18 protein-coding genes are annotated in these 23,457 nt (G+C 70.1%); 6 read left to right on the top strand and 12 right to left on the bottom strand.

Annotated features, from left to right (window positions below; translation table 11 throughout):
• Positions 1-30: 30 nt before the first annotated feature.
• The 3 genes from ACFU6I_RS26515 to ACFU6I_RS26505 form a co-directional block, all read right to left on the bottom strand.
• The gene (locus ACFU6I_RS26515) at positions 31-2,463 is read right to left on the bottom strand and encodes a sodium-translocating pyrophosphatase (RefSeq protein WP_384371213.1); all 2,433 of its coding nucleotides are present in this window, start codon (positions 2,461-2,463) and stop codon (positions 31-33) included.
• 287 nt (positions 2,464-2,750) lie between these two features.
• Complete coding sequence (locus ACFU6I_RS26510; protein ID WP_384371211.1) at positions 2,751-3,215, bottom strand: ATP-binding protein; 465 nt, start codon at positions 3,213-3,215, stop codon at positions 2,751-2,753.
• 350 nt (positions 3,216-3,565) lie between these two features.
• The gene (locus ACFU6I_RS26505; RefSeq protein ID WP_003967428.1) at positions 3,566-3,919 is read right to left on the bottom strand and encodes an STAS domain-containing protein; all 354 of its coding nucleotides are present in this window, start codon (positions 3,917-3,919) and stop codon (positions 3,566-3,568) included.
• Positions 3,920-3,997: 78 nt separating this feature from the next.
• Between ACFU6I_RS26505 and ACFU6I_RS26500 the strand changes: the two genes are divergently transcribed.
• Positions 3,998-6,523: a DEAD/DEAH box helicase gene (locus ACFU6I_RS26500; RefSeq protein ID WP_384371209.1), complete on the top strand. Its 2,526-nt coding sequence runs from the start codon at positions 3,998-4,000 to the stop codon at positions 6,521-6,523.
• On the opposite strand, the gene ACFU6I_RS26495 is transcribed toward ACFU6I_RS26500, so the two are convergent.
• The 7 genes from ACFU6I_RS26495 to ssd are packed head-to-tail and all read right to left on the bottom strand — an operon-like array spanning position 6,417 to position 11,536.
• Entirely contained in the window at positions 6,417-6,887 is a 471-nt protein-coding gene (locus tag ACFU6I_RS26495; RefSeq protein ID WP_384371239.1) for an Rv3654c family TadE-like protein, read from the bottom strand. The two genes, ACFU6I_RS26500 and ACFU6I_RS26495, sit on opposite strands and share 107 nt — an antisense overlap.
• Before the next feature lie 47 nt (positions 6,888-6,934).
• Positions 6,935-7,336 (bottom strand): TadE family type IV pilus minor pilin, encoded by a 402-nt coding sequence (locus ACFU6I_RS26490; protein ID WP_384371207.1) that lies wholly within the window; start codon positions 7,334-7,336, stop codon positions 6,935-6,937.
• The gene (locus tag ACFU6I_RS26485; RefSeq protein WP_384371205.1) at positions 7,323-7,532 is read right to left on the bottom strand and encodes a DUF4244 domain-containing protein; all 210 of its coding nucleotides are present in this window, start codon (positions 7,530-7,532) and stop codon (positions 7,323-7,325) included. Before ACFU6I_RS26485 ends, ACFU6I_RS26490 begins: the two co-directional genes overlap by 14 nt.
• 53 nt (positions 7,533-7,585) lie before the next feature.
• On the bottom strand, positions 7,586-8,389 hold the full coding sequence (locus tag ACFU6I_RS26480; RefSeq protein ID WP_384371203.1) for a type II secretion system F family protein: 804 nt from the start codon (positions 8,387-8,389) through the stop codon (positions 7,586-7,588).
• The gene (locus ACFU6I_RS26475) at positions 8,386-9,267 is read right to left on the bottom strand and encodes a type II secretion system F family protein (protein ID WP_384371201.1); all 882 of its coding nucleotides are present in this window, start codon (positions 9,265-9,267) and stop codon (positions 8,386-8,388) included. Before ACFU6I_RS26475 ends, ACFU6I_RS26480 begins: the two co-directional genes overlap by 4 nt.
• Positions 9,264-10,412 carry a TadA family conjugal transfer-associated ATPase gene (locus tag ACFU6I_RS26470; RefSeq protein ID WP_384371199.1) on the bottom strand — a complete coding sequence of 383 codons (1,149 nt, stop codon included), beginning with the start codon at positions 10,410-10,412 and terminating at the stop codon, positions 9,264-9,266. Before ACFU6I_RS26470 ends, ACFU6I_RS26475 begins: the two co-directional genes overlap by 4 nt.
• On the bottom strand, positions 10,409-11,536 hold the full coding sequence (gene ssd / locus ACFU6I_RS26465) for a septum site-determining protein Ssd (protein WP_384371197.1): 1,128 nt from the start codon (positions 11,534-11,536) through the stop codon (positions 10,409-10,411). The genes ACFU6I_RS26470 and ssd overlap by 4 nt, the downstream gene beginning before the upstream one ends.
• Positions 11,537-12,038: 502 nt before the next feature.
• On the opposite strand from ssd, the gene ACFU6I_RS26460 reads away from it, so the two are divergent.
• A complete protein-coding gene (locus ACFU6I_RS26460; RefSeq protein WP_266984237.1) occupies positions 12,039-12,878 on the top strand; it encodes an HAD family phosphatase in 840 nt (279 codons plus the stop codon).
• Between the two features lie 536 nt (positions 12,879-13,414).
• Here the strand turns inward: ACFU6I_RS26460 and ACFU6I_RS26455 are convergent.
• Positions 13,415-14,239, bottom strand: a complete 825-nt coding sequence (locus ACFU6I_RS26455) for an oxidoreductase (protein WP_384371195.1) — start codon at positions 14,237-14,239, stop codon at positions 13,415-13,417.
• 102 nt (positions 14,240-14,341) lie between these two features.
• Here ACFU6I_RS26455 and ACFU6I_RS26450 point away from each other — a divergent pair, with 102 nt between their 5' ends.
• Positions 14,342-15,337, top strand: coding sequence for an ATP-binding protein (locus ACFU6I_RS26450; RefSeq protein ID WP_384371193.1), 996 nt, complete (start codon positions 14,342-14,344; stop codon positions 15,335-15,337).
• Positions 15,338-15,394: 57 nt separating this feature from the next.
• On the opposite strand, the gene ACFU6I_RS26445 is transcribed toward ACFU6I_RS26450, so the two are convergent.
• On the bottom strand, positions 15,395-16,708 hold the full coding sequence (locus ACFU6I_RS26445; protein ID WP_384371191.1) for a hypothetical protein: 1,314 nt from the start codon (positions 16,706-16,708) through the stop codon (positions 15,395-15,397).
• Between the two features lie 287 nt (positions 16,709-16,995).
• Between ACFU6I_RS26445 and ACFU6I_RS26440 the strand changes: the two genes are divergently transcribed.
• The 3 genes from ACFU6I_RS26440 (at position 16,996) to nhaA (ending at position 23,423) form a co-directional block, all read left to right on the top strand.
• Positions 16,996-19,602, top strand: coding sequence for a bifunctional SulP family inorganic anion transporter/carbonic anhydrase (locus ACFU6I_RS26440; RefSeq protein ID WP_384371189.1), 2,607 nt, complete (start codon positions 16,996-16,998; stop codon positions 19,600-19,602).
• 165 nt (positions 19,603-19,767) lie between these two features.
• Positions 19,768-21,765 (top strand): acetate--CoA ligase, encoded by a 1,998-nt coding sequence (acs, locus tag ACFU6I_RS26435; protein ID WP_384371187.1) that lies wholly within the window; start codon positions 19,768-19,770, stop codon positions 21,763-21,765.
• Between the two features lie 251 nt (positions 21,766-22,016).
• Positions 22,017-23,423: a Na+/H+ antiporter NhaA gene (gene nhaA, locus ACFU6I_RS26430; RefSeq protein ID WP_384371185.1), complete on the top strand. Its 1,407-nt coding sequence runs from the start codon at positions 22,017-22,019 to the stop codon at positions 23,421-23,423.
• The last annotated feature ends 34 nt before the right edge of the window (positions 23,424-23,457 follow it).

Genomic DNA, 23,457 nt, shown 5'->3' with positions numbered 1-23,457 from the left:
AGAGCTGTCGCCCCCTTCCCTGTACCCGTCTCATGAGACGGCAGCCGGATCGGTCGACTTGGCAGTCGCGCCGCCGTCGTCGTCGGAGTCGTCCTCGTCTCCCACGGCGATCCCGCGCCGCTTGGAGACATAGACCGCGCCGACGATGACGGCGAGGGCGAGCACCGCCACCACCGCCCGCACGCCCGCGCTCGCGTCCGCCCCGTAGCTGAACTGCACCACCGCCGGCGCGATGAGCAGCGCCACCAGGTTCATCACCTTGAGCAGCGGGTTGATCGCCGGTCCCGCCGTGTCCTTGAACGGGTCGCCGACTGTGTCGCCGATCACGGTGGCGGCGTGGGCCTCGCTGCCCTTGCCGCCGTGATGACCGTCCTCGACGAGCTTCTTGGCGTTGTCCCACGCGCCTCCGGAGTTGGCGAGGAAGACCGCCATCAGCGTCCCGGTGCCGATCGCGCCCGCGAGGTACGAACCGAGCGCCCCGACTCCGAGGGTGAAGCCCACCGCGATCGGCGCCAGCACCGCGAGCAGCCCGGGCGTGGCGAGTTCACGCAGGGCGTCCTTGGTGCAGATGTCGACGACGCGCCCGTACTCCGGCTTCTCGGTGTAGTCCATGATTCCGGGGCGCTCGCGGAACTGCCGTCGCACCTCGTAGACCACGGATCCGGCGGACCGGGACACCGCGTTGATGGCCAGGCCGGAGAACAGGAAGACGACCGCGGCCCCGAGGACCAGCCCCACCAGGTTGTTGGGCTGCGAGATGTCGAGACTGAGGGACATTTCCCCGGCCTTGGCACCCACGTTGTCGACCGCCGTGGCGATCGCGTCGCGGTACGAGCCGAAGAGCGCCGACGCCGCCAGCACGGCGGTGGCGATGGCGATGCCCTTGGTGATGGCCTTGGTGGTGTTGCCGACGGCGTCCAGATCGGTGAGGACCTGGGCACCGGCGCCCGTGACGTCGCCGGACATCTCGGCGATGCCCTGCGCGTTGTCGGAGACCGGTCCGAAGGTGTCCATGGCGACGATGACCCCGACGGTGGTGAGCAGCCCGGTCCCGGCAAGGGCCACCGCGAAGAGCGCCAGCATGATCGACGCACCGCCGAGCAGGAACGCCCCGTAGACGCCGAGGCCGATCAGCAGCGCGGTGTAGACGGCGGACTCCAGACCGATGGAGATCCCGGCGAGTACGACGGTGGCCGGGCCGGTCAGGGAGGACTTGCCGATGTCCTGGACGGGGCGCCGGCCGGTCTCGGTGAAGTAGCCGGTGAGCTGCTGGATCAGAGCGGCCAGCACGATACCGATGGCGACGGCGACCAGGGCGAAGACCCGTGGGTCACCGCTGTGCGTTGTGATCGCGCTGTCGGTGACGCCGTCCAGGTCGGCGTACGAGGACGGGAGGTAGACGAAGACGGCCACCCCCACCAGGACGAGCGAGATCACCGCGGAGATGAAGAAGCCTCGGTTGATGGCCGTCATCCCGCTGCGGTCGGCGCGCCGCGGGGCGACCGCGAAGATGCCGATCATCGCGGTGACCACGCCGATCGCCGGCACGATCAGGGGAAAAGCCAGTCCGGAGTCGCCGAAAGCGGCCTTGCCGAGGATGAGCGCGGCGACGAGCGTCACGGCGTACGACTCGAACAGGTCGGCCGCCATGCCCGCGCAGTCGCCGACGTTGTCGCCCACGTTGTCGGCAATGGTGGCTGCGTTGCGCGGGTCGTCCTCCGGGATGCCCTGCTCGACCTTGCCCACGAGGTCGGCGCCCACATCGGCGGCCTTGGTGAAGATGCCGCCACCGACCCTCATGAACATGGCGATGAGCGCGGCGCCGAGCCCGAAGCCCTCGAGCACCTTGGGCGCGTCGGCGGCATAGACGAGAACCACGCACGAGGCGCCGAACAGCCCGAGTCCCACCGTGATCATGCCGACCACGCCGCCCGTACGGAAAGCAATCTTCATCGCCCGGTGCGATACGTCGGTGAGATCTTTTTCCGGTTCGCCTTCCGCCGGCGTCGCCTCACGCGCGGCGGCGGCCACCCGCACATTGCTGCGGACGGCCAGACGCATGCCGATGTATCCGGTGGTCGCCGAGAAAAGCGCACCCACCAGGAAGAACAGCGACCGGCCGGCGCGCTGCGACCAGTTGTCGGCCGGAAGCAGCAGAAGCAGGAAGAAGACCACGACCGCAAAGACGCCGACGGTGCGCAGCTGCCGGGCCAGATAGGCGTTCGCACCTTCCTGGACGGCTGCCGCGATCTCCTTCATGCGGTCGGTGCCCTCGCCGGCCGCCAGCACCTGGCGGACCAGCAATCGGGCGACGATCAGTGCGGCGACGGCGACGATCGCGATGACGATCACGATGACGCGGTTGTCATCGGTGAGTACCGCTGCCGCGAGAGAGGTGGGTCGGTCGGAAAGTGCGGAAACTTCGGGCAGTTCTGCCAGTGGTGTGTTGATGAAGCCCGCCATACGTCCTCCTTGACGCTCAGCGCTCAAGACGTGGACGGATTGTAGGGAGCAGAACCTGATCAAAACAGTCCGCAGTAAATGTAAATCGCTTTTACCCACCGATCGGTAAATGATCGCACCCTCGGATTGCTCCGAATGCAGTAATGGGGCAGAAGCATTGTCCGTAGATCGCTGATCAAGCAGGAATGGAAAAAGGCCCTGCTCGGCAGGGCCTCGGAGAGTGGATCAGGAGTTACGGATCGGGGCGGCGCCACGACGGGCCGACCCGCTGTGACGCCTCCGGCGCCTCAGGGATGCAGTGTTGCGGGCGTCTTCGGCCAGCTCATGCGGATCACTCCGCCATCGGTTCCCGATCTGACTTCCACATCGTCGACGAGGCCGCTGATGACCGCGAGCCCCATCTCGTCCTCGCTGTCGGTGTCGGTCTCGGTATCCGGTTGGCCGGGCCCCGCGCCGGGCGTGGCGCCGGACGCCTCGGCTGCTCCGGCCTCACCGCCGGGGCCGGGCAGCTCGTCGCCGACCTCGATGGAGAAGGACTTCTCCTCCTCGGTCAGGACGACCTTGACCGGAGCGGTGATGCCGTGGTTGCGGTGCAGCCCTACGGCGCGGCTGCAGGCCTCGCCGACGGCGAGTCGGACCTCGTCGAGCACTGCCTCGTCGACCCCGGCCCGGCGCGCCACAGCGGCCGCCACGAGGCGGGCCGTCCTGACGTGTTCGGGCTGGGCGCTGAAGCGGAGTTCAACGGTGGCCATGCGATCCCCCTCAGACGTACGGGCGTGCATCCCGGGGGCCCGGGCGCAGTGCCCGGTACCCCCGCTCTCTCTTCCTCCGGAAGCCGGAAGAGCCACCGGCCTCCGACAGCCGACATGCGACCGACGGCAGTCGGCCCACCGACGGGTCACCCCGTCGACGCCCGGAAGCCGTCCGCACCGATGGCCGACAGCCCGCTGCCGGGCGTGTCGCAGCCGACAGCCCGGCCCGGCTGCCGGACCCGGCACCACGACTTCCACCGAGCCGGCCGCCCGCCGAACGGGCCGCAGTACGGCCCGGCTGTGCCCGGACCGACCGGCTGCCGGCCGATCCGAAAGCAGGCGGTCCGCCGTCAGTCGGTGGCCGCGACAGCCTCGTCGACCGTGGTGTGGATCGGGAACACCTTGGTCAGACCGGTAATCCGGAAGATCTTGAGAATGCGCTCCTGGTTGCAGACCAGGCGCAGTGAGCCCTCATGGGCCCGGACACGCTTCAGGCCACCCACGAGCACGCCGAGGCCGGTGGAGTCGAGGAAGTCGACACCTTCCATGTCGACAACCAGGTGGTAGCTGCCGTCATTCACCAACTCGACCAACTGCTCGCGCAGCTTGGGCGCGGTATACACATCAATCTCGCCACCGACCTCGACGACCGTACGGTCGCCACCAGGGCCGGACACATTGCGAGTCGACAAGGACAGGTCCACGGATCCTCCAGCACCTTGCTATCGAGCGGTCGCCCCTCGGTCTCCCCGACGGAGCCAGGGGACGGATCGCCAGCCGCGATGGCATTCAATCACTTACCAGCAGCCATGCACGACGCCTTGGGACCATTGTCCGTCACGCCGGTGACACACTCGGTGCCGATGGCCAAGAATCACCGCCCCAGTCGACCACCCGAGAGCAGGGACTCCCGCCCCTCTCCCGCCATGGTCCTCGACCGACTCGCCACAGCGGCGGGCCGGTCCGCGCGCATCACTCATACGGAGCACTTGCCCCCGCGGACGGGTGCCCATGCCATCTGGCCCGATCGCATCCGGCCGGAAGTGATCGCCGCTGTCCAGAAAGCCGGTATCGACCACCCGTGGGCACACCAGGCGGCCGCCGCGGAACACGCCCTGGACGGCGAATCCGTCGTGATCGCCACCGGAACCGCCTCCGGCAAGTCGCTCGCCTATCTGGCCCCGGTCCTCAGCGCCCTGCTCGACGGCTCGGAGGCCCCCAACGGCCGCGGCGCGACCGCCCTGTACCTGGCCCCCACCAAGGCGCTCGCCGCCGATCAGCGGCGTTCGGTCAAGGACCTCGCGGCTCCGCTCGGCAACGCGGTCAGGCCCGCGGTCTACGACGGCGACACTCCGGTCGAGGAACGCGAATGGGTACGTCAGTACGCCAACTACGTCCTGACCAACCCCGACATGCTGCACCGCGGGATCCTCCCGTCCCATCCGCGCTGGTCCACCTTCCTGCGCGCCCTGCGCTATGTCGTCATCGACGAGTGCCACACCTATCGCGGCGTCTTCGGCTCCCATGTCGCCCAGGTGGTGCGCCGACTCCGCCGCCTGTGCGCCCGATACGGAGCCGATCCGGTCTTCCTGCTCGCCTCGGCGACCGCCGCGCAGCCCTCGGTCGCCGCGGGCCGCCTCACCGGCCTCCCGGTCATAGAGGTCGCCGACGACGCCTCGCCCCGCGGCGAGATGGTCTTCGCCCTGTGGGAGCCACCGCTGACCGAGCTGCACGGCGAGAAGGGCGCCCCCGTACGCCGTACGGCCACCGCCGAGACCGCCGACCTCCTCACCGACCTGACCGTCCAGGGCGTCCGCTCGGTCGCCTTCGTGCGCTCCCGGCGCGGCGCCGAGCTCATCTCCGTCATCGCCAAGGAACGCCTCGCCGAGGTGGACCGCTCGCTGCCCGCCCGGGTCGCCGCCTACCGCGGGGGCTACCTCCCCGAGGAACGCCGCGCCCTGGAGCGCGCCCTGCACTCCGGCCGGCTGCTCGGTCTCGCCGCCACCACCGCCCTCGAACTCGGTATCGACGTCTCGGGCCTCGATGCCGTCGTCATCGCCGGTTACCCCGGCACCAGGGCGTCGCTGTGGCAGCAGGCGGGCCGCGCCGGGCGCTCCGGCCAGGGCGCCCTGGCCATCCTGGTAGCGCGCGACGACCCGCTGGACACCTTCCTCGTCCACCACCCCGAGGCTCTGTTCCAGCAGCCCGTGGAGTCGACCGTTCTGGACCCGGACAACCCGTACGTCCTCGCCCCCCACCTGTGCGCTGCCGCCGCGGAGCTTCCGCTCACCGAGAGCGATCTGGAGCTGTTCGGGCCGGCCGTGGCCGAGCTGCTGCCTCAGCTGGAGGCCGCGAAGCTGCTGCGCAAGCGGGCGTCGGGCTGGCACTGGACCCGGCGCGAGCGGGCCGCCGATCTCACCGACATCCGTGGCGAGGGCGGCCGCCCGATCCAGATCGTCGAGGAGGGCACCGGCCGGCTGCTGGGCACCGTCGACGAGTCGGCCGCGCACACCGCCGTCCACGAAGGGGCTGTCCACCTCCACCAGGGCCGCACCTATCTGGTCCGGAAACTGGATCTGGAGGACTCGGTGGCGCTGGTCGAGGAGGCCGGTCCGCCGTACTCGACGACCGCCCGTGACACCACCGCCATCACCGTCCTGGAGACCGATACGGAGATCCCCTGGGGTGACGGAAGGCTCTGCTACGGCTCCGTGGAGGTCACCAACCAGGTCGTCTCCTTCCTGCGTCGCAAACTGATCACCGGCGAGGTCCTCGGCGAGACCAAGCTCGATCTGCCACCCCGCACGCTGCGTACCCGCGCGGTGTGGTGGACGGTCACCCAGGACCAGCTGGACGCAGCCCGCATCAACCCGGAGATCCTCGGTGGCGCCCTGCATGCGGCCGAACACGCGTCGATCGGGCTGCTGCCCCTGTTTGCCACCTGCGACCGCTGGGACATCGGCGGCGTCTCCGTACCCCTCCATCCGGACACCCTGCTGCCGACGGTCTTCGTGTACGACGGTCATCCGGGCGGTGCCGGATTCGCCGAGCGGGCCTTCCACACCGCCCGCAGCTGGCTCACCGCCACCCGCCAGGCCATCGCGTCGTGCGAGTGCGAGGCAGGCTGCCCGTCGTGCATCCAGTCCCCCAAGTGCGGCAACGGCAACGACCCGCTGCACAAGCGGGGGGCCGTACGCCTCCTCACCGAACTCCTCCGCTCCGCCCCGGCGGACCCGGAGCAGGCGGGGGAGCCACCGAGCCCGGAAGCGGACCGGGACCGCCCGTCGGAGGGCCCGCCCGGGACCTGACCTCGGGTGCGTACGGCCCGAACCGCGCCCGGGCCGTCACATCGGCGATCTCCCCCCGCACGGCGCACCGCACCACCGTCGCACCCTGCGCCTCGGCCACCTCCGCCGCCGCCCTGCACGCCACCTCGGCCCCGCGCAGGGCGCGGTCGGCGGCTGCCAGGGCCGCCAGGTCCGCCGCCCCGCCGGCCCGGTGCCGAGCGACCACCACCTGGCCGAGCGCAAGCATGGCCGCGAACACCGCGCACAGCGCTGCCGTGGTCACCGCCACCCACACCGTCGCCACCCCCCGATCACGCCTGTCCCCACACCCGCGCGAACCCACCACCCGCAACGCCCGTCGGACCCGCCTCACCCACGAGATCATTCGCACCCGTCGCTTCTGTCGCATGGGCGCCGCCCCGATCGCCCCCGTCACGGCTCCGCCCCCAGCGTGTCCTCGGCCATCGCCGCCGCGTCGGCTCTCAGCGTCAGGGCCAGCGCTCCCGGTCCGGGCGTCGGCGCCGCAACCCGCACCCGCCACAGCTCCCCGGCGCGTTCCACCTCCACACGCGCCCGGTCGGGTGCCACCGAACGGGCGACGGCCACCACCTGCGCCTCGGGTTCGGACCGGGCCGCCGCCCGCGCCCCGGCCCTTGCCGCGTCCACACACCGGATCTGGGCAGAGGCGGCCATCAGCGCCCAGAGGAGAGCCAGGGCGAACAACACCAGCACCGGGATCACCATGGCCGCCTCCGCCGTCACCGCACCCCGGTCTCCTCCTCCCCCTTCGCGGTCCCCGACTCCGCGCCCCGAACGCCTCTCAGACCTTGGCATCGAGGGCGTCCGTGAGAATCGACTGCAGTGCCGCCATGACCGGCGGACTCGTGACCACCTTGTAGAGCACCGCCGCCAGCGCGCAGGCGGCGATCGTCCCCACCGCGTACTCGGACGTCGTCATCCCGCGGTCCGTCCGGATCCGGCGCGCCACACCCCGTGCCCAGCTCCTGACGCGCTTGATTTGCCCTGCCATGTCAACCCCCAGAAACGTTCTTTTCCGCTTGGTCACGTATTCAATGCTTTTGTTCATCGGCCTTGCAGGAGTCCGTTCGCCAGGCCGATGACCACCGGTGCCACACCGACCGCCAGGAAGGCGGGCAGAAAACAGAGCCCCACCGGAGCTGTGATCAGGACGCCGGCCCGCTGGGCGCGCGCCACGGCCTCGCTCGACCGCTGCGCCCGCATCGCCTCGGCCAGCCGGGCGACCGGTTCCGCTGCCGGAGCCCCGGTCGAACCCGCCCGGTCCAGACAGCGGGCCAGCGCGTCGGCGCCCGGTATCTCGCCGAACCTCCCCCAGGACACGGCAGGTTCGCCGCCCAGCCGGATCTCTACCGCCGTCCGCGCCAGTCGTTCCCCGACCGCACCGCCCAGCGACTCCCCCACCGCCTCGGCCGCTTCCCTCGGGCCGGCTCCGGCGGAGATGCACGCCGCCAACAGGTCGGCCGCCAATGGGAGCCGGCATTCGGTCTCAGCAGCCTCCGCCGCGGAAACAGCGGGTCCGCGGCCATGTCGCGTCTGCTGCCACCGCCATGTGCCGTACGCCGCCACCAGTCCGACCGCGCACCCCCACGGACCACCGACGAGGAACCAGCCCGTCACCGCGGCGCCCAGCAGCACGGCCCAGTTCTTCACCCGGGCCCCGGACACCGGCCGCTTGCGCCGTCGCCTCCCGGCGTCGACCGCCAGCAGCACCGCGCCCCGGCGGCGCACCACCCGACACCGCCTCCGCCCGGCCAGGCATGCGGCCAGGTATCCGACCGCGCCCAGGGCGACCGCCACCGGAACCGGCCCACGGACGATGTGAGCCACCACGCCGGCCCCTTCACTCACGGCCCCTCCCCCGCCCGTACGATCCGGCCGGCCCAGCAGAGACCGGCCGTCTCCAGCAGCCCGCCCGCCAACAGGCAGACCAGCCCGGCCGGACTGTGCAGGAGCACCCCCAACGGGTCGGCCCCGAGCGCCGCCCCCAGCCCCAGACCGAGCACCGGCAGCAGCGCCAGCACGGCCACCGTCGACCAGGCCCCCGCCAGCTGCGCCCGCAATTCCTCCCGCCGACGCCGCTCGGCCCGCAGTGCGCCCTCCAGGCGGTCCAGACCGGCTGCCAGCCCCGCCCCGCCGTCGACCGCCACCCGCCAGCAGGCCGCCACGCCGGCGAGCCCCTCCAGCCCGGGTTCGCGCGCCGCCTGTCCGAGCGCCTCCGGCACATCGCCACCGAATCGCGCCGCGGCCGACACCGCGGCCTCCGCCGCACCCATCGCCCCCGTGCCACGCACCGCCACCAGCAGTGCCTGCCCCGGCTCGTGCCCGGCCCGCAGTTCGCCCACCACCGCACCGCACAGCGCCACCACGGCGTCCGCCCGGCGCTCCCGCTCCTGCCGCCCGGCCCGCTTCCGAAGCCATCGCCGCACCAGCGGCACCGCCAGCGCCCCCGCGACCACCGGCAGCACGGACTCGCCCAGCACGGCGAGAAGCAACGCCACCGGAAGACACAGCCACTCCCGCCGCTCCCGGACGATCCCCGCGCACCACAGCCGGACCCGGTCCCGGCCGATCAGCGGCTCCGGCTCCAGCACCGGGCCGACGAACAACACCCGCGCCCGCCGCGTTCCTCGGCCCCGCCCCACCATCAGCCAGGCCGCGGCCCCCGCACACACGGCCGACGCGTACGTCGCGCACTCCGGCGCCCCCGCCGCCGTGCCACCGGTCACAGCACACCCCCGATCAGGGACCGCAGCCGCTCCCGGCCCCGCTCGTGGACAAAGCCGTCGGCTCCCCACCGCAGCGCCGGGACGGTCACCACCAGCCCGGCCGCATCCCGCTCCAGCACATGCACCTCGGCGATCCGGCGTACCCCGGCCCGGTCCCGTACGAGATGGACCACCACCGACAGCGCCGCCGCCAGCTGACTGTGCAGCGCCACGCGGTCAAGACCGGCTGCTGTTCCCAACGCCTCCAGCCGCGCCGGGACATGCTCGGCAGCGTTGGCGTGAACCGTCCCGCAGCCACCCTCATGGCCGGTGTTCAGCGCAGCGAGCAGTTCGGTGACCTCGGCGCCCCGCACCTCCCCGACCACCAGGCGGTCGGGCCGCATCCGAAGCGCCTGCCGCACCAGGTCCCGCAGAGTCACCCGTCCGGCACCCTCCTGGTTGGCAGGGCGTGACTCCAGCCGCACCACATGTGGATGGTCCGGCCGCAGCTCCGCCGAGTCCTCGGCGAGCACGATCCGCTCCCGCTCCCCGACGGCCCCCAGCAAACTCGACAGCAACGTGGTCTTCCCCGCCCCCGTCCCGCCACTGATCAGGTACGAGACCCTGGCCTCGACCAGCGCCCGCAGCACCCGGTCACCACCCGGCGGCACGGTGCCCGCCGCGACCAACTCCGCCAGAGAGAAGGCCCGGGGGCGCACCACCCGCAGCGACAGACAGGTGGAACCCACGGCCACCGGCGGCAGGACCGCATGCATCCGGGTCCCGTCCGGAAGCCGCGCGTCCACCCAGGGCCGCGCATCGTCCAGCCGCCGTCCCGCCACCGCCGCGAGCCGCTGCGCCAGCCTGCGCACCGCCGGAGCGTCGCGGAAGGTCACCCCGGTGAGTTCGAGCCCACTGCCCCGGTCCGTCCACACCCGGTCCGGTGCGGAGACCAGCACATCCGTCACCGCCGGATCGGCGAGCAGCGGTTCCAGAACTCCCGTACCGACAAGTTCGCCGCGCAACTCCTCTGCCGCGCCGAGGACTTCGGCATCACCGAGAAGCCTTCCCTGGGCGCGCAGCGCGGCCGCCACTCCGGCCGGGGTCGGTGCGGCGCCGCTCTGCGCAAGCCGCTGCCGCACGGCATCGAGGAGCCCGTCGGTCATGACGCACCTTCCCCGTCGGGGCCCGCGCCGACTCCACCGGCAAGCGCCCGCTCCCAGAACGCCGTACAGAATCTGGCGAGCGGCCCGCGGGCACTGGAGCCGGGCGGCGCTCCGTCGTCCTGAGCCGCCAGCAAGCCTGATTCCAGAGGGAGTTCACCGGCAAGCGGCAAACCGAGCGCCTGCGCCACCCAGCGCTCGTCCAGCCCCGCCGCGTAGGGGCCGCGTGCCACCACCCGCAGGTCGCCCAGGACCATCCCGGCCATCGACGCCACGCGTTTTGCCGCCGCGACCGCCCGCAGTTCACCGGGGACCACGAGCAGCCCGAGGTCCAGCTGCGCCAGCGCCTTCGCCACCGACTCGTCGACCCGGCGCGGCAGATCGACGACCACCACCCCGCCGAGCCTGCGGGCGGCCGCCAGCACCGCCTCCATGGCCTGCGGTGGGATGACCACCCAGTCGTCACGCCCCCAGCTGAGCACCCGCAGCCCGTGCAGTGCGGGCAGCGACTCCTCCAGGGCGCCACCGCCAACCCGCCCTTTGGAATGGGCGAAATCCGGCCACCTCATCCCCTCGGCCCGCTCGCCGCCGAGCAGCACATCGATGCCACCGCCCAGCGGATCGCCGTCGATCAGCATCGTCCGCCGCCCGGCCCTGGCAGCGGTCACGGCGAGAGCACAAGCCAGCGTGGACGCGCCGGCGCCGCCCCGCCCGCCGATCACCCCGACGGTGAGAGCGGGCCGCCCCACCCCCTCCGCCGCATTGGCGATCTGATCGACGAGCCAGCTCTCCGCATCGGGCAGCCGCAGGACATATTCGGCCCCGATCTCGACGGCCTGCCGCCAGACATCCGGCGCGTCCTGGTCGTGCCCGACGAGCATCACACCCTGTCTGCGCAGCGCTCCGCGGCATCGCGGAGCCGCATCGTCGCCCACCAGGACCATCGGAGCCTGCTCCCAGCCGCCTCTGCCTTCGGGCAGCGTGTGGTGCACCTCGGGCTCCGCGCCGGCGGCCGCGCACAGCCGCAGCAGATCGTCGAGCAGTTCCACATCCTCGGTCACGATCAACGGTCCGCCCCGGCGTTCTCCGACGAGCTGCAGACGATCCCGTGCGATGGATTCAGCCACGATCTCCGCCCCCTTCTCACTGCACCTTCACCGCGGTTTCGCAGCGATCTCGGAGCGTTCCGAGATCGGCGATATCCGGAACCCGCGGACTTCACGGGTGGAATCACCGTGCAGCGCTTCGGAAAATCGTGTGGATCTTGCTCTAAAACTGTGGACAACTCCACCGTTGTGAATATCCCGGTCACCCAAACCGGCGACTTCCGGAGAGCATCGCTTCCGTCACACACTGTGACGACAGGGAGTCGTGCAGGAGGGCCGAAAAGACAGGCCGCCGCGGCCGTGAAGGAGGCAGAATGCTTGATTCCGAGCGGTAGAAACGCGTCCGGACATGCGACGACCCCCGCCGGGGGGGAGAGCGGGGGTCGTCCCCACGGCCGACTCGGGGGGGGAGGAGTCGGACCGGGTTAGCACGGTCGCGAACGATCCGTGACTTCCATGGTGTACCCGAGAGCCTTCTCAGGCAAACCCATGCACCGGAGTTTACGCCGAATGGTGGGCCCCTATGCTCTGCCTTGTGGAAAACCACTCCTTGCCGCGCACAGCAGCCTTCTTCGACCTGGACAAGACGGTCATTGCGAAGTCATCGACTCTGACCTTCAGCAAGTCCTTCTACCAAGGCGGACTGATCAACCGCCGTGCCGTACTGCGCACCGCGTACGCACAGTTCGTGTTCCTCGCCGGGGGCGCAGATCACGACCAGATGGAGCGGATGCGCGAATATCTCTCCGCGCTCTGCAAGGGCTGGAACGTCCAGCAGGTGAAGGAAATCGTCGCCGAGACCCTGCACGATCTGATCGACCCGATCATCTACGACGAGGCGGCGACCCTCATCGAGGAGCACCACACCGCCGGACGCGACGTGGTCATCGTTTCCACCTCGGGCGCCGAGGTCGTCGAGCCGATCGGCGAGTTGCTGGGCGCCGACCGGGTCGTCGCCACCCGGATGGTCGTGGGCGACGACGGCTGTTTCACCGGTGAGGTGGAGTACTACGCATACGGGCCGACGAAGGCCGAGGCGGTCAAGGCGCTCGCCGTGTCCGAGGGGTACGACCTCTCGCGGTGCTACGCATACAGCGATTCCGCGACCGATGTACCGATGCTGGAGTCCGTCGGCCATCCGCACGCGGTCAATCCGGACCGCGCGTTGCGGCGTGAGGCCACGCTCCGGGAGTGGCCGATTCTCGTCTTCAACCGCCCGGTCCGACTCAAGCAGCGGCTGCCCGCCTTCTCCATGCCGACGCGCCCGGCACTCGTCGCCGCGGCGGCGGTGGGCGCGGCGGCCGTCACAGCGGGGCTGGTCTGGTACACCTCGCGCCGGCGCACGACCACAGCATCCGGCTGACCTCCTGCATCCGACCCGGCCCCCGAGCCCGGCCCACACCCGAACGTGCCCTCGGCCGCCGTTCCGGGACGTGGGCCGGGGTGCCGACCACTCACGTCCGACACCCTCCGCGGGCGCCCGGATTCCGCCCCGACCACCCGCCGGGCTCGCCCGTATTTGAACGCAAAAGTAAAGAAGTAAGGCCAGCACTACCGCTTGCCCTGGCTCTGGAGTACAAAGGACTCAACGGCCCGCGAGACCAAGGACATCCGAAAGGATTACCTGATAACGCAGAGAAGGCCCCACGGACCGAGCATGAATACCCAGCACCCACGCGACGTCGACCCGTCGATTACGGGCCAGCCGCACCAGGGAACGGGCTGAGTTCCCGACCTGATGGGCAATTTTCGAGGACGCATGGTAACTGGGTGGACGTGCCAGCGGCGGTACCGAGAACGGTACCGCCGCAACCCTTTTATCGGGCAGTGAAGCTGACGAAACGCAACAGGGTTGACGGGCCCGTCAGTTGAGGTGTGTGCCGACAGCCCCGAGGGCCGTCACGCGGCTCCACGCTGAAGCGCTTCGCAGACCGCCGTCGACTCCCTGACCCCCAGCTCCACCGCGCGCCCGCAGTGTGCGATCCAGGCGGACATCCCATCCGGCGTTCCCGACCGATACCCCTCGAACGCCGCGACGTACGCCGCCCTCCCCTGCTCGGCGTGACCGACCTCGGCGGGGCAGATCGCTTTCGGGTCGAGCCCGCTCCCGATCAGGACGATCCGCTCGGCGGTCCGCGCGACAAGGCCGTTGTGCGAGCCGAAGGGACGCAGCGCCAGCAGTTCGCCGTGCACGACCGCGGCCGTCACCAGCGCGGGCGCCGCACTCCCCGAAAGGATCAATCCGGAGAGCCCCTCCAGCCGGCCCGCGACCTCGTCGGCATCGGGCAGCGGCGCTTCGATGAGTGGCTCGTCGACCGGTTCACCGGCCAGCCGCGGGCGGCCGACAGTGTCGTCGGGCGCGGCCCCGCCTGCCGCCACGAGGTGCAACCGGGCAAGGACCCGCAGCGGCGACTGCCGCCAGATCGAGAGCAGTTGGCCCGCCTCCGCGGTCAGTCGCAGGGCGGCGCCGATCACCTGCGACTCCTCGTCGCCGCTGAAGTCGGTGCGTCGACGCACCTCCTCCAGGTTCCAGTCGGCACCGGAGAGTGCGGCGGAGCCGCGGGCGCCACGGAGCGCCGCCTCCGCGGTGATCTCGTTGCTGCGGCGCCGCATGACGCGGTGGCCGTAGACCCGGTCGACGGCCTTGCGTACGGAGTCCACCGCATCGGAGACACCCGGCAGGGCACCCAGGGCGGCGAGCGGATCTGAGGCAGTCGTACTCATAAGTAGCGAGGCTACGCGCCCCCTGCGCCCCAACCACCCCGGAGTGGCCTTCTTCACGAAGGGTAACTGCGGAGTGCGTTTGCACCGCTACCCTAGGTGAACATGAAGATCGCTTTCGTGGGGAAGGGCGGCAGCGGCAAGACCACGCTGTCCTCGCTCTTCATTCGCCACCTTGCCGCCAACGAAGCCCATGTCGTCGCGGTGGACGCCGACATCAACCAGCACCTCGGGGCCGCGCTCGGCCTCGACGAGGAGGAGGCCGCAGCACTGCCCGCCATGGGTGCGCACCTGCCCCTGATCAAGGAGTATCTGCGAGGCAGTAACCCCCGCATCGCCTCGGTGGAGACAATGATCAAGACGACTCCGCCCGGCGAGGGCTCGCGGCTGCTGCGGGTGCGCGAGGACAACCCGGTCTACGACGCGTGCGCCCGCACGGTCGGGCTCGACGACGGGGACATCCGGCTGATGGCCACCGGACCGTTCACCGAGTCGGATCTCGGGGTGGCGTGCTACCACTCCAAGGTCGGCGCGGTCGAGCTCTGCCTCAACCACCTTGTCGACGGTCCCGACGACTATGTGGTCGTCGACATGACCGCGGGTTCGGATTCGTTCGCGTCCGGCATGTTCACCCGCTTCGACATGACGTTCCTGGTCGCCGAGCCGACCCGTAAGGGCGTCTCGGTCTACCGCCAGTACAAGGAGTACGCACGGGACTTCGGAGTCGCCCTGAAGGTCGTGGGCAACAAGGTGCAGGGCCAGGACGACCTGGACTTCCTGCGGGCCGAGGTCGGCGACGACCTACTGGTCACGGTCGGCCACTCCGACTGGGTCCGGGCGATGGAGAAGGGGCGTCCGGCCCGCTTCGAGCTTCTGGAGGCGGACAACCGGATGGCCCTGCAGGCTCTGCAGAACGCCGCGGAGGACTCGTACGAGCAGCGCGACTGGGAGCGCTACACCCGTCAGATGGTGCACTTCCACTTGAAGAACGCGGAGAGCTGGGGCAACGAGAAGACGGGCGCCGACCTGGCCGCCCAGGTCGACCCCGCCTTCGTGCTCGACGAGCGGAGCGCACAGGCAGCCGCAGCACAGCCCGCGTGAGCCGGCCGCCCGAGGCCCCGTCCACCGTCGACCCGGCGGGCGGCGGATCGACGGGCTTCAGTGCTCCCCCGGCTTCATGTCGGATTCGCCGGGAGCCTTGACGGTTCCCGGAGTCCCGGCCGTTCCGGAGGCCTGGGCGGCGAAATGGGCCGCCCAGCCCTCCTTCGGCGCCTGGCCGACGTCGAGTGTGCGGAGTTTCGCCAGCGTCGCCGGGTCCTGGGCGTCCAGCCAGTCGGCGAGCTGCCTGAAGGACACACAACGCACGTCCTCCTTGGTGCAGACCGCCTCGATGGTCTCCTCGACGGCGCGCATGTACGTGCCACCGTTCCAGGACTCGAAGTCGTTGCCGATGATCAGGGGCGCCCGGTTTCCCTCGTACGCCCGGTCGAAGGCCTGGATCAGACCGTCGCGCATCTGGTCGCCCCAGTACTCGTACTGGTCCGGGTCGCCCTGTCCGGCCGTCCCGGACTGGTTGGACATGAAGTCGTAGTCCGTCGACAGCGCCTCGAACTCCCTCCCCGGCACCGGAACGCGTTGCAGGGAGAGGTCCCAGACGCCGTCCCTCTTCTTCGGCCAGACCTGTTCACCCACGCCGCTGGAGTCGTAGCGGAAGCCCATCGACCGCGCTGCGGCCACCATGTTCTTCCGCCCCTCCAGACAGGGGGTGCGGCCGCCGACCAGCTCCGTGTCGTAGTCGAAGGGCAGCGGCTTCTCGTCCGCGAGGTCCGGGACGTTCGTCCTCCACTTCTTCACGAAGGACTTGGCCTGGCTGATCTCACGCTTCCACTCGGCGACCGACCAGGTGCCGACGCCGCCGTCCGGGCCGCAGAAGTGGCCGTTGAAGTGGGTGCCGATCTCGTCGCCGTCCTGCCAGGCGCCCCGGATCTGGGTGATGGTGTCCCGGATCCCCTTGATGTCGCTGAAGCCGATGTCGGAGCTGCCCGCGTTGTGCTTCGGCGGGTCGTAGAGCTCCCGCTTCTCCTCCGGCAGCATGTACACGCCGCTGATGAAGTAGGTCATGTTCGCGTGGTACTTCCTGCCGACCTCGCGAAAGTGGGAGAACAGCTCCCGACTGTCCCCACCCGCGCCGTCCCAGGAGAACACCACGAACTGCGGGGGCGTCTGACCGGGCGCCAGGCGCAGCGGCACGGGCTGCTTCGGCTGACTGCCGGTGAAGGAGGTCGAGCCGTCGCCGATGAGCCGGAAGGCCTTCTCGGGGGCGTTCCTCTCAGGTCCGGCAGCCCCCTTCTCCGCACCCGGACCCGCAGCCCCGAGAGCCGAACCGGAATCCGAGCCGGAACAGCCGGCGACTCCCGCGACGAGCGCGACGGCCATGACCCCCAGGGCGAGCCTCTTCGTGGCGGCCATCATCCGCCCACCCTCTTCCTTTTCAGGTAATTTGCGTGGAATGCGCCGACACGGTGCGGTCACACTCGCACACAGACCTGAGCGAATCGGCACGACAGGCCGTATGAAAAGCTTCTTATTCACGTGAATGGGTGATTGAGTCGACTATTTGCCCCCAATAATGGACACGATTCTTTACTCTCCATTACGATCTATTTACCGAGAGTTGAGAAATCCCGCCGCTGCACGCCGTGACCCACGGCCGCGACCCCCACGTTCCGCGACCGCGCCGCCCCGGAGGAGACGGGAACATGTCTGCCTGCGTCCCCACTCGTGATGACCACACGTCCCGCAGTTGGCGCCAGTCCAACGGCCCGGGAATCAAGCGACCTCACAGCCCGCCACCGCCGCGTCGCGGCGGACGATTCCGTATCGCGGGCGCCGACCTGTCCGCATCGATCACTGTCTTTCTCATTGCCGTCCCCATGTCGCTCGGCCTCGCCGTGGCCATGGACGCCCCACTGGAGGCCGGACTCGTCTCCGCGGCCATCGGCGGCATCGTCGCCGGACTGCTCGGCGGCACCCCCCTTCAGGTCAGTGGCCCGTCCGCCGGACTGACCGTGGTCACAGCCGAGTTGATCCAGATCCACGGCTGGCGCACCACCTGCGCGATCACCATCGGCGCCGGGCTGCTGCAGATCCTGCTGGGCGCGGTGCGTGCGGCGCGCAGCGCTCTCGCCGTCAGTCCCGCCATCGTGCACGGCACCCTGGCGGGTATCGGCGTGGCCATCGCACTGGCCCAGCTGCATATCGTGCTCGGCGGCTCACCCCAGAGCTCGGCCGTCGACAATGCCCTCGCCCTGCCTGCCCAGTTGGACCGGCTCAGCCCGGCCGCTCCTCTCGTCGGCGGGCTGACCATCGCCATCCTGATGGCCTGGCCACGGCTCCCCGGGCGGATCGGACGGGCGGTCCGGAGAATTCCGGCGGCCCTCGCCTCGGTGGCGATCGCCACAACGGTGGCGGCGGTGGCGGCTCCCGGCATCGCCCGGGTGGATCTGCCCTCCTGGCGGTCGCACGCCCTGCCCGAACTCCCGCAGGGCCCCGTACTGGCCCTCGCCACAGCCATGTTCACCGTGATGCTGGTGGCCAGCCTCGAATCACTGCTCGCAGCGGTCGCGGTGGACAAGCTGACCACCGACCGCGCCGGGCGGCAGAGCACCGAGACTCCCACGTCGGCAGTCCCGACCGCCCCGCCGGTCAGGCGCGCCGACCTCGACCGCGAACTGCGCGGCCAGGGCATCTCCAATGTCCTGGCCGGCCTGCTGGGCGGGCTGCCGGTGTCAGGGGGCGCTGTGCGCAGTTCGGCGAATGTACGGGCCGGGGCCACCGGCCGCGCCTCCACCGTCCTGCACGGCGTCTGGGTCCTGCTCGCCGCCGGGTTGCTGGTCACGGCGCTGGAGTGGATCCCGCTGGCCGCGCTCGCCGCACTGGTGATGATGGTCGGCATCCAGATGGTGAGCTACGCCCATATCCGCAATGTTCACAAGCATCGCGAATTCCCGGTCTACGGGGCGACGATCACCGGTGTGGTGCTCTTCGGTGTGCTGAAAGGTGTGGCGATCGGCATCGCGGTGGCCGTCGTCATCGCTCTGCACCGGCTGGCCCGGACACGGATCACGGTGACGGATCAGGGCGGACAGCATCTCGTGGTCGTACGTGGGCAGTTGACGTTCCTCGCGGTTCCACGGCTCAGCCGAACGCTCGGCAGGCTTCCCCAAGGCGGGGATGCAGTGGTCGAGTTGGACGGCTTCTTCATGGACCATGCGGCATACGAGACGATCCAGGACTGGAGCGACGCTCAGACCGCCCAGGGCGGCCGGGTCGTCTTCACCGGCAGAGCCGGGGGCCGGATCGCCGAGCCTGCCTCGGCGGCGCACTCCTGCTGCCGCCCCTGGACGCCGTGGCGCAATCACCACTGCCACGACCGGCCCGAACCGGACAGCGTCCACCGCGACGGCGGCACGCGAGCCGACGCCGGCAGTGAGCACCACGCCGCCGCCACCCGCCCCAGCCCCGGAACAACCGACGCCACGGCGACCGACGCCACGAGCAACTCAACGCCGACCACGAGCGACGCGGCCCCAACCGCCGAACCCGTTCCCGGCGCTCCTTCATCCACCGCACTCCCCGCCACCCCCCGTCGGACCGGCGCGCACCGGCTGGTCAGTGGTCTGAGTTCGTTCCAGCGCAACACGGCTCCGCTGGTGCGCGAGGAACTGGCCCGGCTGGCCCGGGAGGGGCAGCGCCCCTCCCAGCTCTTCATCACCTGCGCGGACTCCCGGCTGGTCACCAGCATGATCACAGCCAGCGGTCCGGGAGACCTGTTCACCGTGCGGAACGTCGGCAATCTGGTGCCCCCACCGGGCGCGGAAGCCGGCGACGACTCGGTGGGCGCCGCGATCGAGTACGCGGTGGACGTGCTTCAGGTGGAGTCCATCACCGTGTGCGGCCACTCCGGCTGCGGCGCGATGCAGGCACTGCTGGGCGCCGAGCCGGACAACCCGCAGACATCCCTGTGGCGGTGGCTGCGGCACGGTCTGCCGAGCCTGGAACGGATGGAGTCCCGGCATCGCGCCTGGGCGCGGATCTCCGGCCGGCTGCCCGCCGATGCGGTGGAGCAGCTCTGCCTCACCAACGTGGTCCAGCAGCTGGACCATCTGCGCGCCCACGAATCGGTATCGCGGCGACTCGCCGAGGGCACACTGCAGCTCCACGGGATGTACTTCCATGTCGGTGAGGCGCAGGCATACCTCCTGACCGAGGGCGCGAGCGCCGGTACATGTATCGACGAGGTCTTCGACCACGTGGGCCCCGGCGATCCTTCCGGTTCCGGCGAGTTGGAACGTACAAGCGCCTGAACCGCACGCACCCCGGGTCCGTGAGACCTTGTGGTCCCGCTTCCGCATTGCACTGTGCTGCACCGCATCGCAGGTGGGGGGCGGGACCGTGCCCCATACACGAAAACACAGGTCTAAACCAATTCCTGGCAGACACTTGTCACCCGGCCCCCGGCCTGATGAGCTATGCCCCGGGACACAACGGACACCCTGGGAATGGGAGATGTCGTGAGCAACGAAAGCCTGGCCAATCTGCTCAAGGAGGAGCGGCGGTTCGCACCGCCCGCCGATCTGGCCGCGAACGCCAACGTCACAGCCGAGGCGTACGAGCAGGCCAAGGCGGACCGGCTGGGCTTCTGGGCCGAGCAGGCCCGGCGCCTGACCTGGGCCACGGAGCCGACCGAGACGCTCGACTGGAGCAATCCGCCCTTCGCGAAGTGGTTCGCGGACGGCAAGCTGAACGTCGCGTACAACTGTGTGGACCGCCACGTCGAGGCGGGCAACGGCGACCGGGTCGCCATCCACTTCGAGGGTGAGCCCGGCGACAGCCGCGCGATCACCTACGCAGAGCTGAAGGACGAGGTCTCCCGCGCCGCCAACGCCCTCACCGAGCTCGGTGTCGCCAAGGGCGACCGGGTCGCCGTCTACCTGCCGATGATCCCCGAGGCCGCCGTCGCGATGCTGGCCTGCGCCCGCATCGGCGCCGCGCACTCGGTGGTCTTCGGCGGCTTCTCCGCCGACGCCATCGCCGCCCGCATTAAGGACGCGGACGCCAAGGTCGTCATCACGGCCGACGGCGGCTACCGCCGCGGCAAGCCGTCGGCACTGAAGCCCGCGGTCGACGACGCCGTATCCCGTATCGACGGCGTCGAACATGTCCTCGTGGTGCGGCGCACCGGCCAGGACACCGCGTGGACCGAGGGCCGCGACATCTGGTGGCACGAGATCACCGGCCGCCAGTCCGCCGAGCACACCCCCGAGGCCTTCGAGGCGGAGCAGCCGCTCTTCATCCTCTACACCTCGGGTACGACGGGTAAGCCGAAGGGCATCCTGCACACCTCCGGCGGCTACCTCACGCAGGCCGCGTACACCCACAACGCGGTCTTCGACCTCAAGCCGGAGACCGATGTCTACTGGTGCACGGCCGACATCGGCTGGGTGACCGGGCACTCGTACATCGTGTACGGACCGCTGGCCAACGGCGCGACGCAGGTCATGTACGAGGGCACGCCCGACACCCCCCACCAGGGGCGTTTCTGGGAGATCGTGCAGAAGTACGGCGTCACGATCCTGTACACCGCGCCGACCGCCATCCGGACGTTCATGAAGTGGGGCGACGACATCCCCGCCAAGTTCGACCTGTCCTCGCTGCGGGTCCTCGGTTCGGTCGGTGAGCCGATCAACCCCGAGGCGTGGATGTGGTACCGCAAGCACATCGGCGCCGACAGGTGCCCGATCGTGGACACCTGGTGGCAGACCGAGACCGGCGCGATGATGATCTCGCCGCTCCCCGGTGTCACGGCCACCAAGCCCGGTTCGGCGCAGCGCGCCCTGCCCGGCATCTCCGCCACCGTCGTCGACGACGAAGCCAACGAGGTGGAGAACGGCGGGGGCGGCTACCTCGTCCTCACCGAGCCGTGGCCGTCGATGCTCCGCACCATCTGGGGTGACGACCAGCGCTTCATCGACACGTACTGGTCGCGCTTCGAGGGCAAGTACTTCGCGGGCGACGGCGCCAAGAAGGACGAGGACGGCGACATCTGGCTGCTCGGCCGGGTCGACGACGTGATGCTCGTGTCCGGGCACAACATCTCGACGACCGAGGTCGAGTCGGCGCTCGTGTCCCACCCGTCCGTCGCCGAGGCGGCCGTGGTCGGCGCGGCCGACGAGACGACCGGTCAGGCCATCGTCGCGTTCGTGATACTGCGTGGCACCGCGTCCGCCTCCGACGAACTCGTCGCGGACCTGCGCAACCACGTCGGTGCCACGCTCGGCCCGATCGCCAAGCCGAAGCGGATCCTGCCGGTGGCCGAGCTGCCGAAGACCCGCTCCGGCAAGATCATGCGGCGTCTGCTGCGTGACGTCGCGGAGAACCGCGAGCTGGGCGACGTCACCACGCTCACCGACTCCTCGGTGATGGACCTCATCCAGACTCAGCTGCCGACGTCTTCGTCCGAGGACTGACAGGGGCACAGGCAGAAGGCCGGAGCACCGGCCGACGTAGGTGTACGAACCCGAGGGGCATCCGGCAACGCGCCGGGTGCCCCTCGGGCATCTAAGGTGAAGATCACTGGATACGCCCCCGCACACCCCGGGTAGAGTGGCTGCAACGTCAACAACACATCAAGAAATCTCCACAGGGTGTGCCGGGAAGTCTGGTCGGCAAGTGCATCAGCCATGCCATCGCTGCCGTACCGACCCGGAGGTCTCCACTCGTGGCCGCGCCCACCCCCACACCCCCGCCGTCGCACCGGACCTTCCTCGGGCGCCTCTCCCTCCCCGAGCGGAACTACCTCGCGGACGCCCTGCGCACCGAGACCGTCGGCGGAGTCATCCTGCTGGGCGCCGCCATCGCGGCGCTGGTCTGGGCGAACACCCTCGGCTCGAGTTACCGGGCCATCAGCGACTTCCACTTCGGGCCGGAGTCCCTGGGACTGAATCTCTCCGTGCAGCACTGGGCGGCCGACGGGCTGCTTGCGGTCTTCTTCTTCGTCGCGGGCGTCGAGCTCAAGCGCGAACTGGTCGCGGGTGAGCTGCGCGATCCCAAGGCGGCCGCGCTGCCGGTCATCGCCGCCGTGTCCGGAATGGCCGCGCCGGCCGTCGTCTACACGCTGGTGACAGTGATCGGCGGCGGTTCAACCGCCGGATGGGCCGTCCCCACAGCCACCGATATCGCCTTCGCACTCGCTGTGCTCGCGGTCATCGGCACCTCGCTGCCGTCCGCGCTCCGCGCCTTCCTGCTCACGCTCGCCGTCGTCGACGACCTCCTCGCGATCCTGATCATCGCGATCTTCTTCACCGACGACATCGACCTCGCCGCGCTCGCCGGCGCCTTCGTCGGCCTCGCCGTCTTCTACCTCCTGCTGCGCAAGAACGTCCGCGGCTGGTACGTCTACATCCCGCTCGCCCTGGTCATCTGGGGACTGATGTACAACAGCGGCATCCATGCCACCATCGCCGGTGTCGCCATGGGGCTGATGCTGCGCTGCACCCGGCGCGAGGGCGAGGAGCACTCCCCCGGCGAGCACATCGAGCACCTGATACGCCCGCTGTCGGCCGGTCTCGCCGTGCCGCTCTTCGCTCTGTTCTCGGCCGGGGTGTCGCTCTCCGGTGACGCGGTGGCGAGTGTCTTCACGCGGCCCGAGACGCTCGGTGTCGTGCTGGGGCTCGTCGTCGGCAAGACGGTCGGCATCTTCGGCGGTACATGGCTGGCCGCCCGTTTCACCAAGGCGGAGCTGAACAAGGACCTGGCCTGGGCGGACGTCTTCGCGATCGCCGCGCTCGCCGGGATCGGCTTCACCGTCTCGCTGCTCATCGGCGAGCTGGCGTTCGAGGGCGACGCGTTCATCGAGAACGAGATCAAGGCAGCCGTGCTGATGGGGTCGCTGTTGGCCGCCGTGTTCTCCGGTGTGCTGCTCAAACTCCGGGTACGTACCTACCGGGCGCTGTACGAGGCGGAGGAGCGCGACGAGGACGAGGACGGGGTACCCGACATCTACGAACAGGACGATCCGGCGTACCACCTCCGGATGGCCGCGATCTACGAGAAGAAGGCTGCAGAGCACCGGCGCCTTGCCCAAGTGGCGGGGGTGGCGAGCAGCAAGCCGGACAGTCCGGCATGATCTGACACCAGATGTGTTGAGCAGGAGAGCAGAA

The organism is Streptomyces sp. NPDC057486 (assembly GCF_042802415.1).
GTDB classification, from domain to species: Bacteria; Actinomycetota; Actinomycetes; order Streptomycetales; family Streptomycetaceae; genus Streptomyces; species Streptomyces yanii.
Note: the sequence above shows the minus strand (reverse complement) of the source record. Positions and strands in the feature narration are given on the sequence as shown.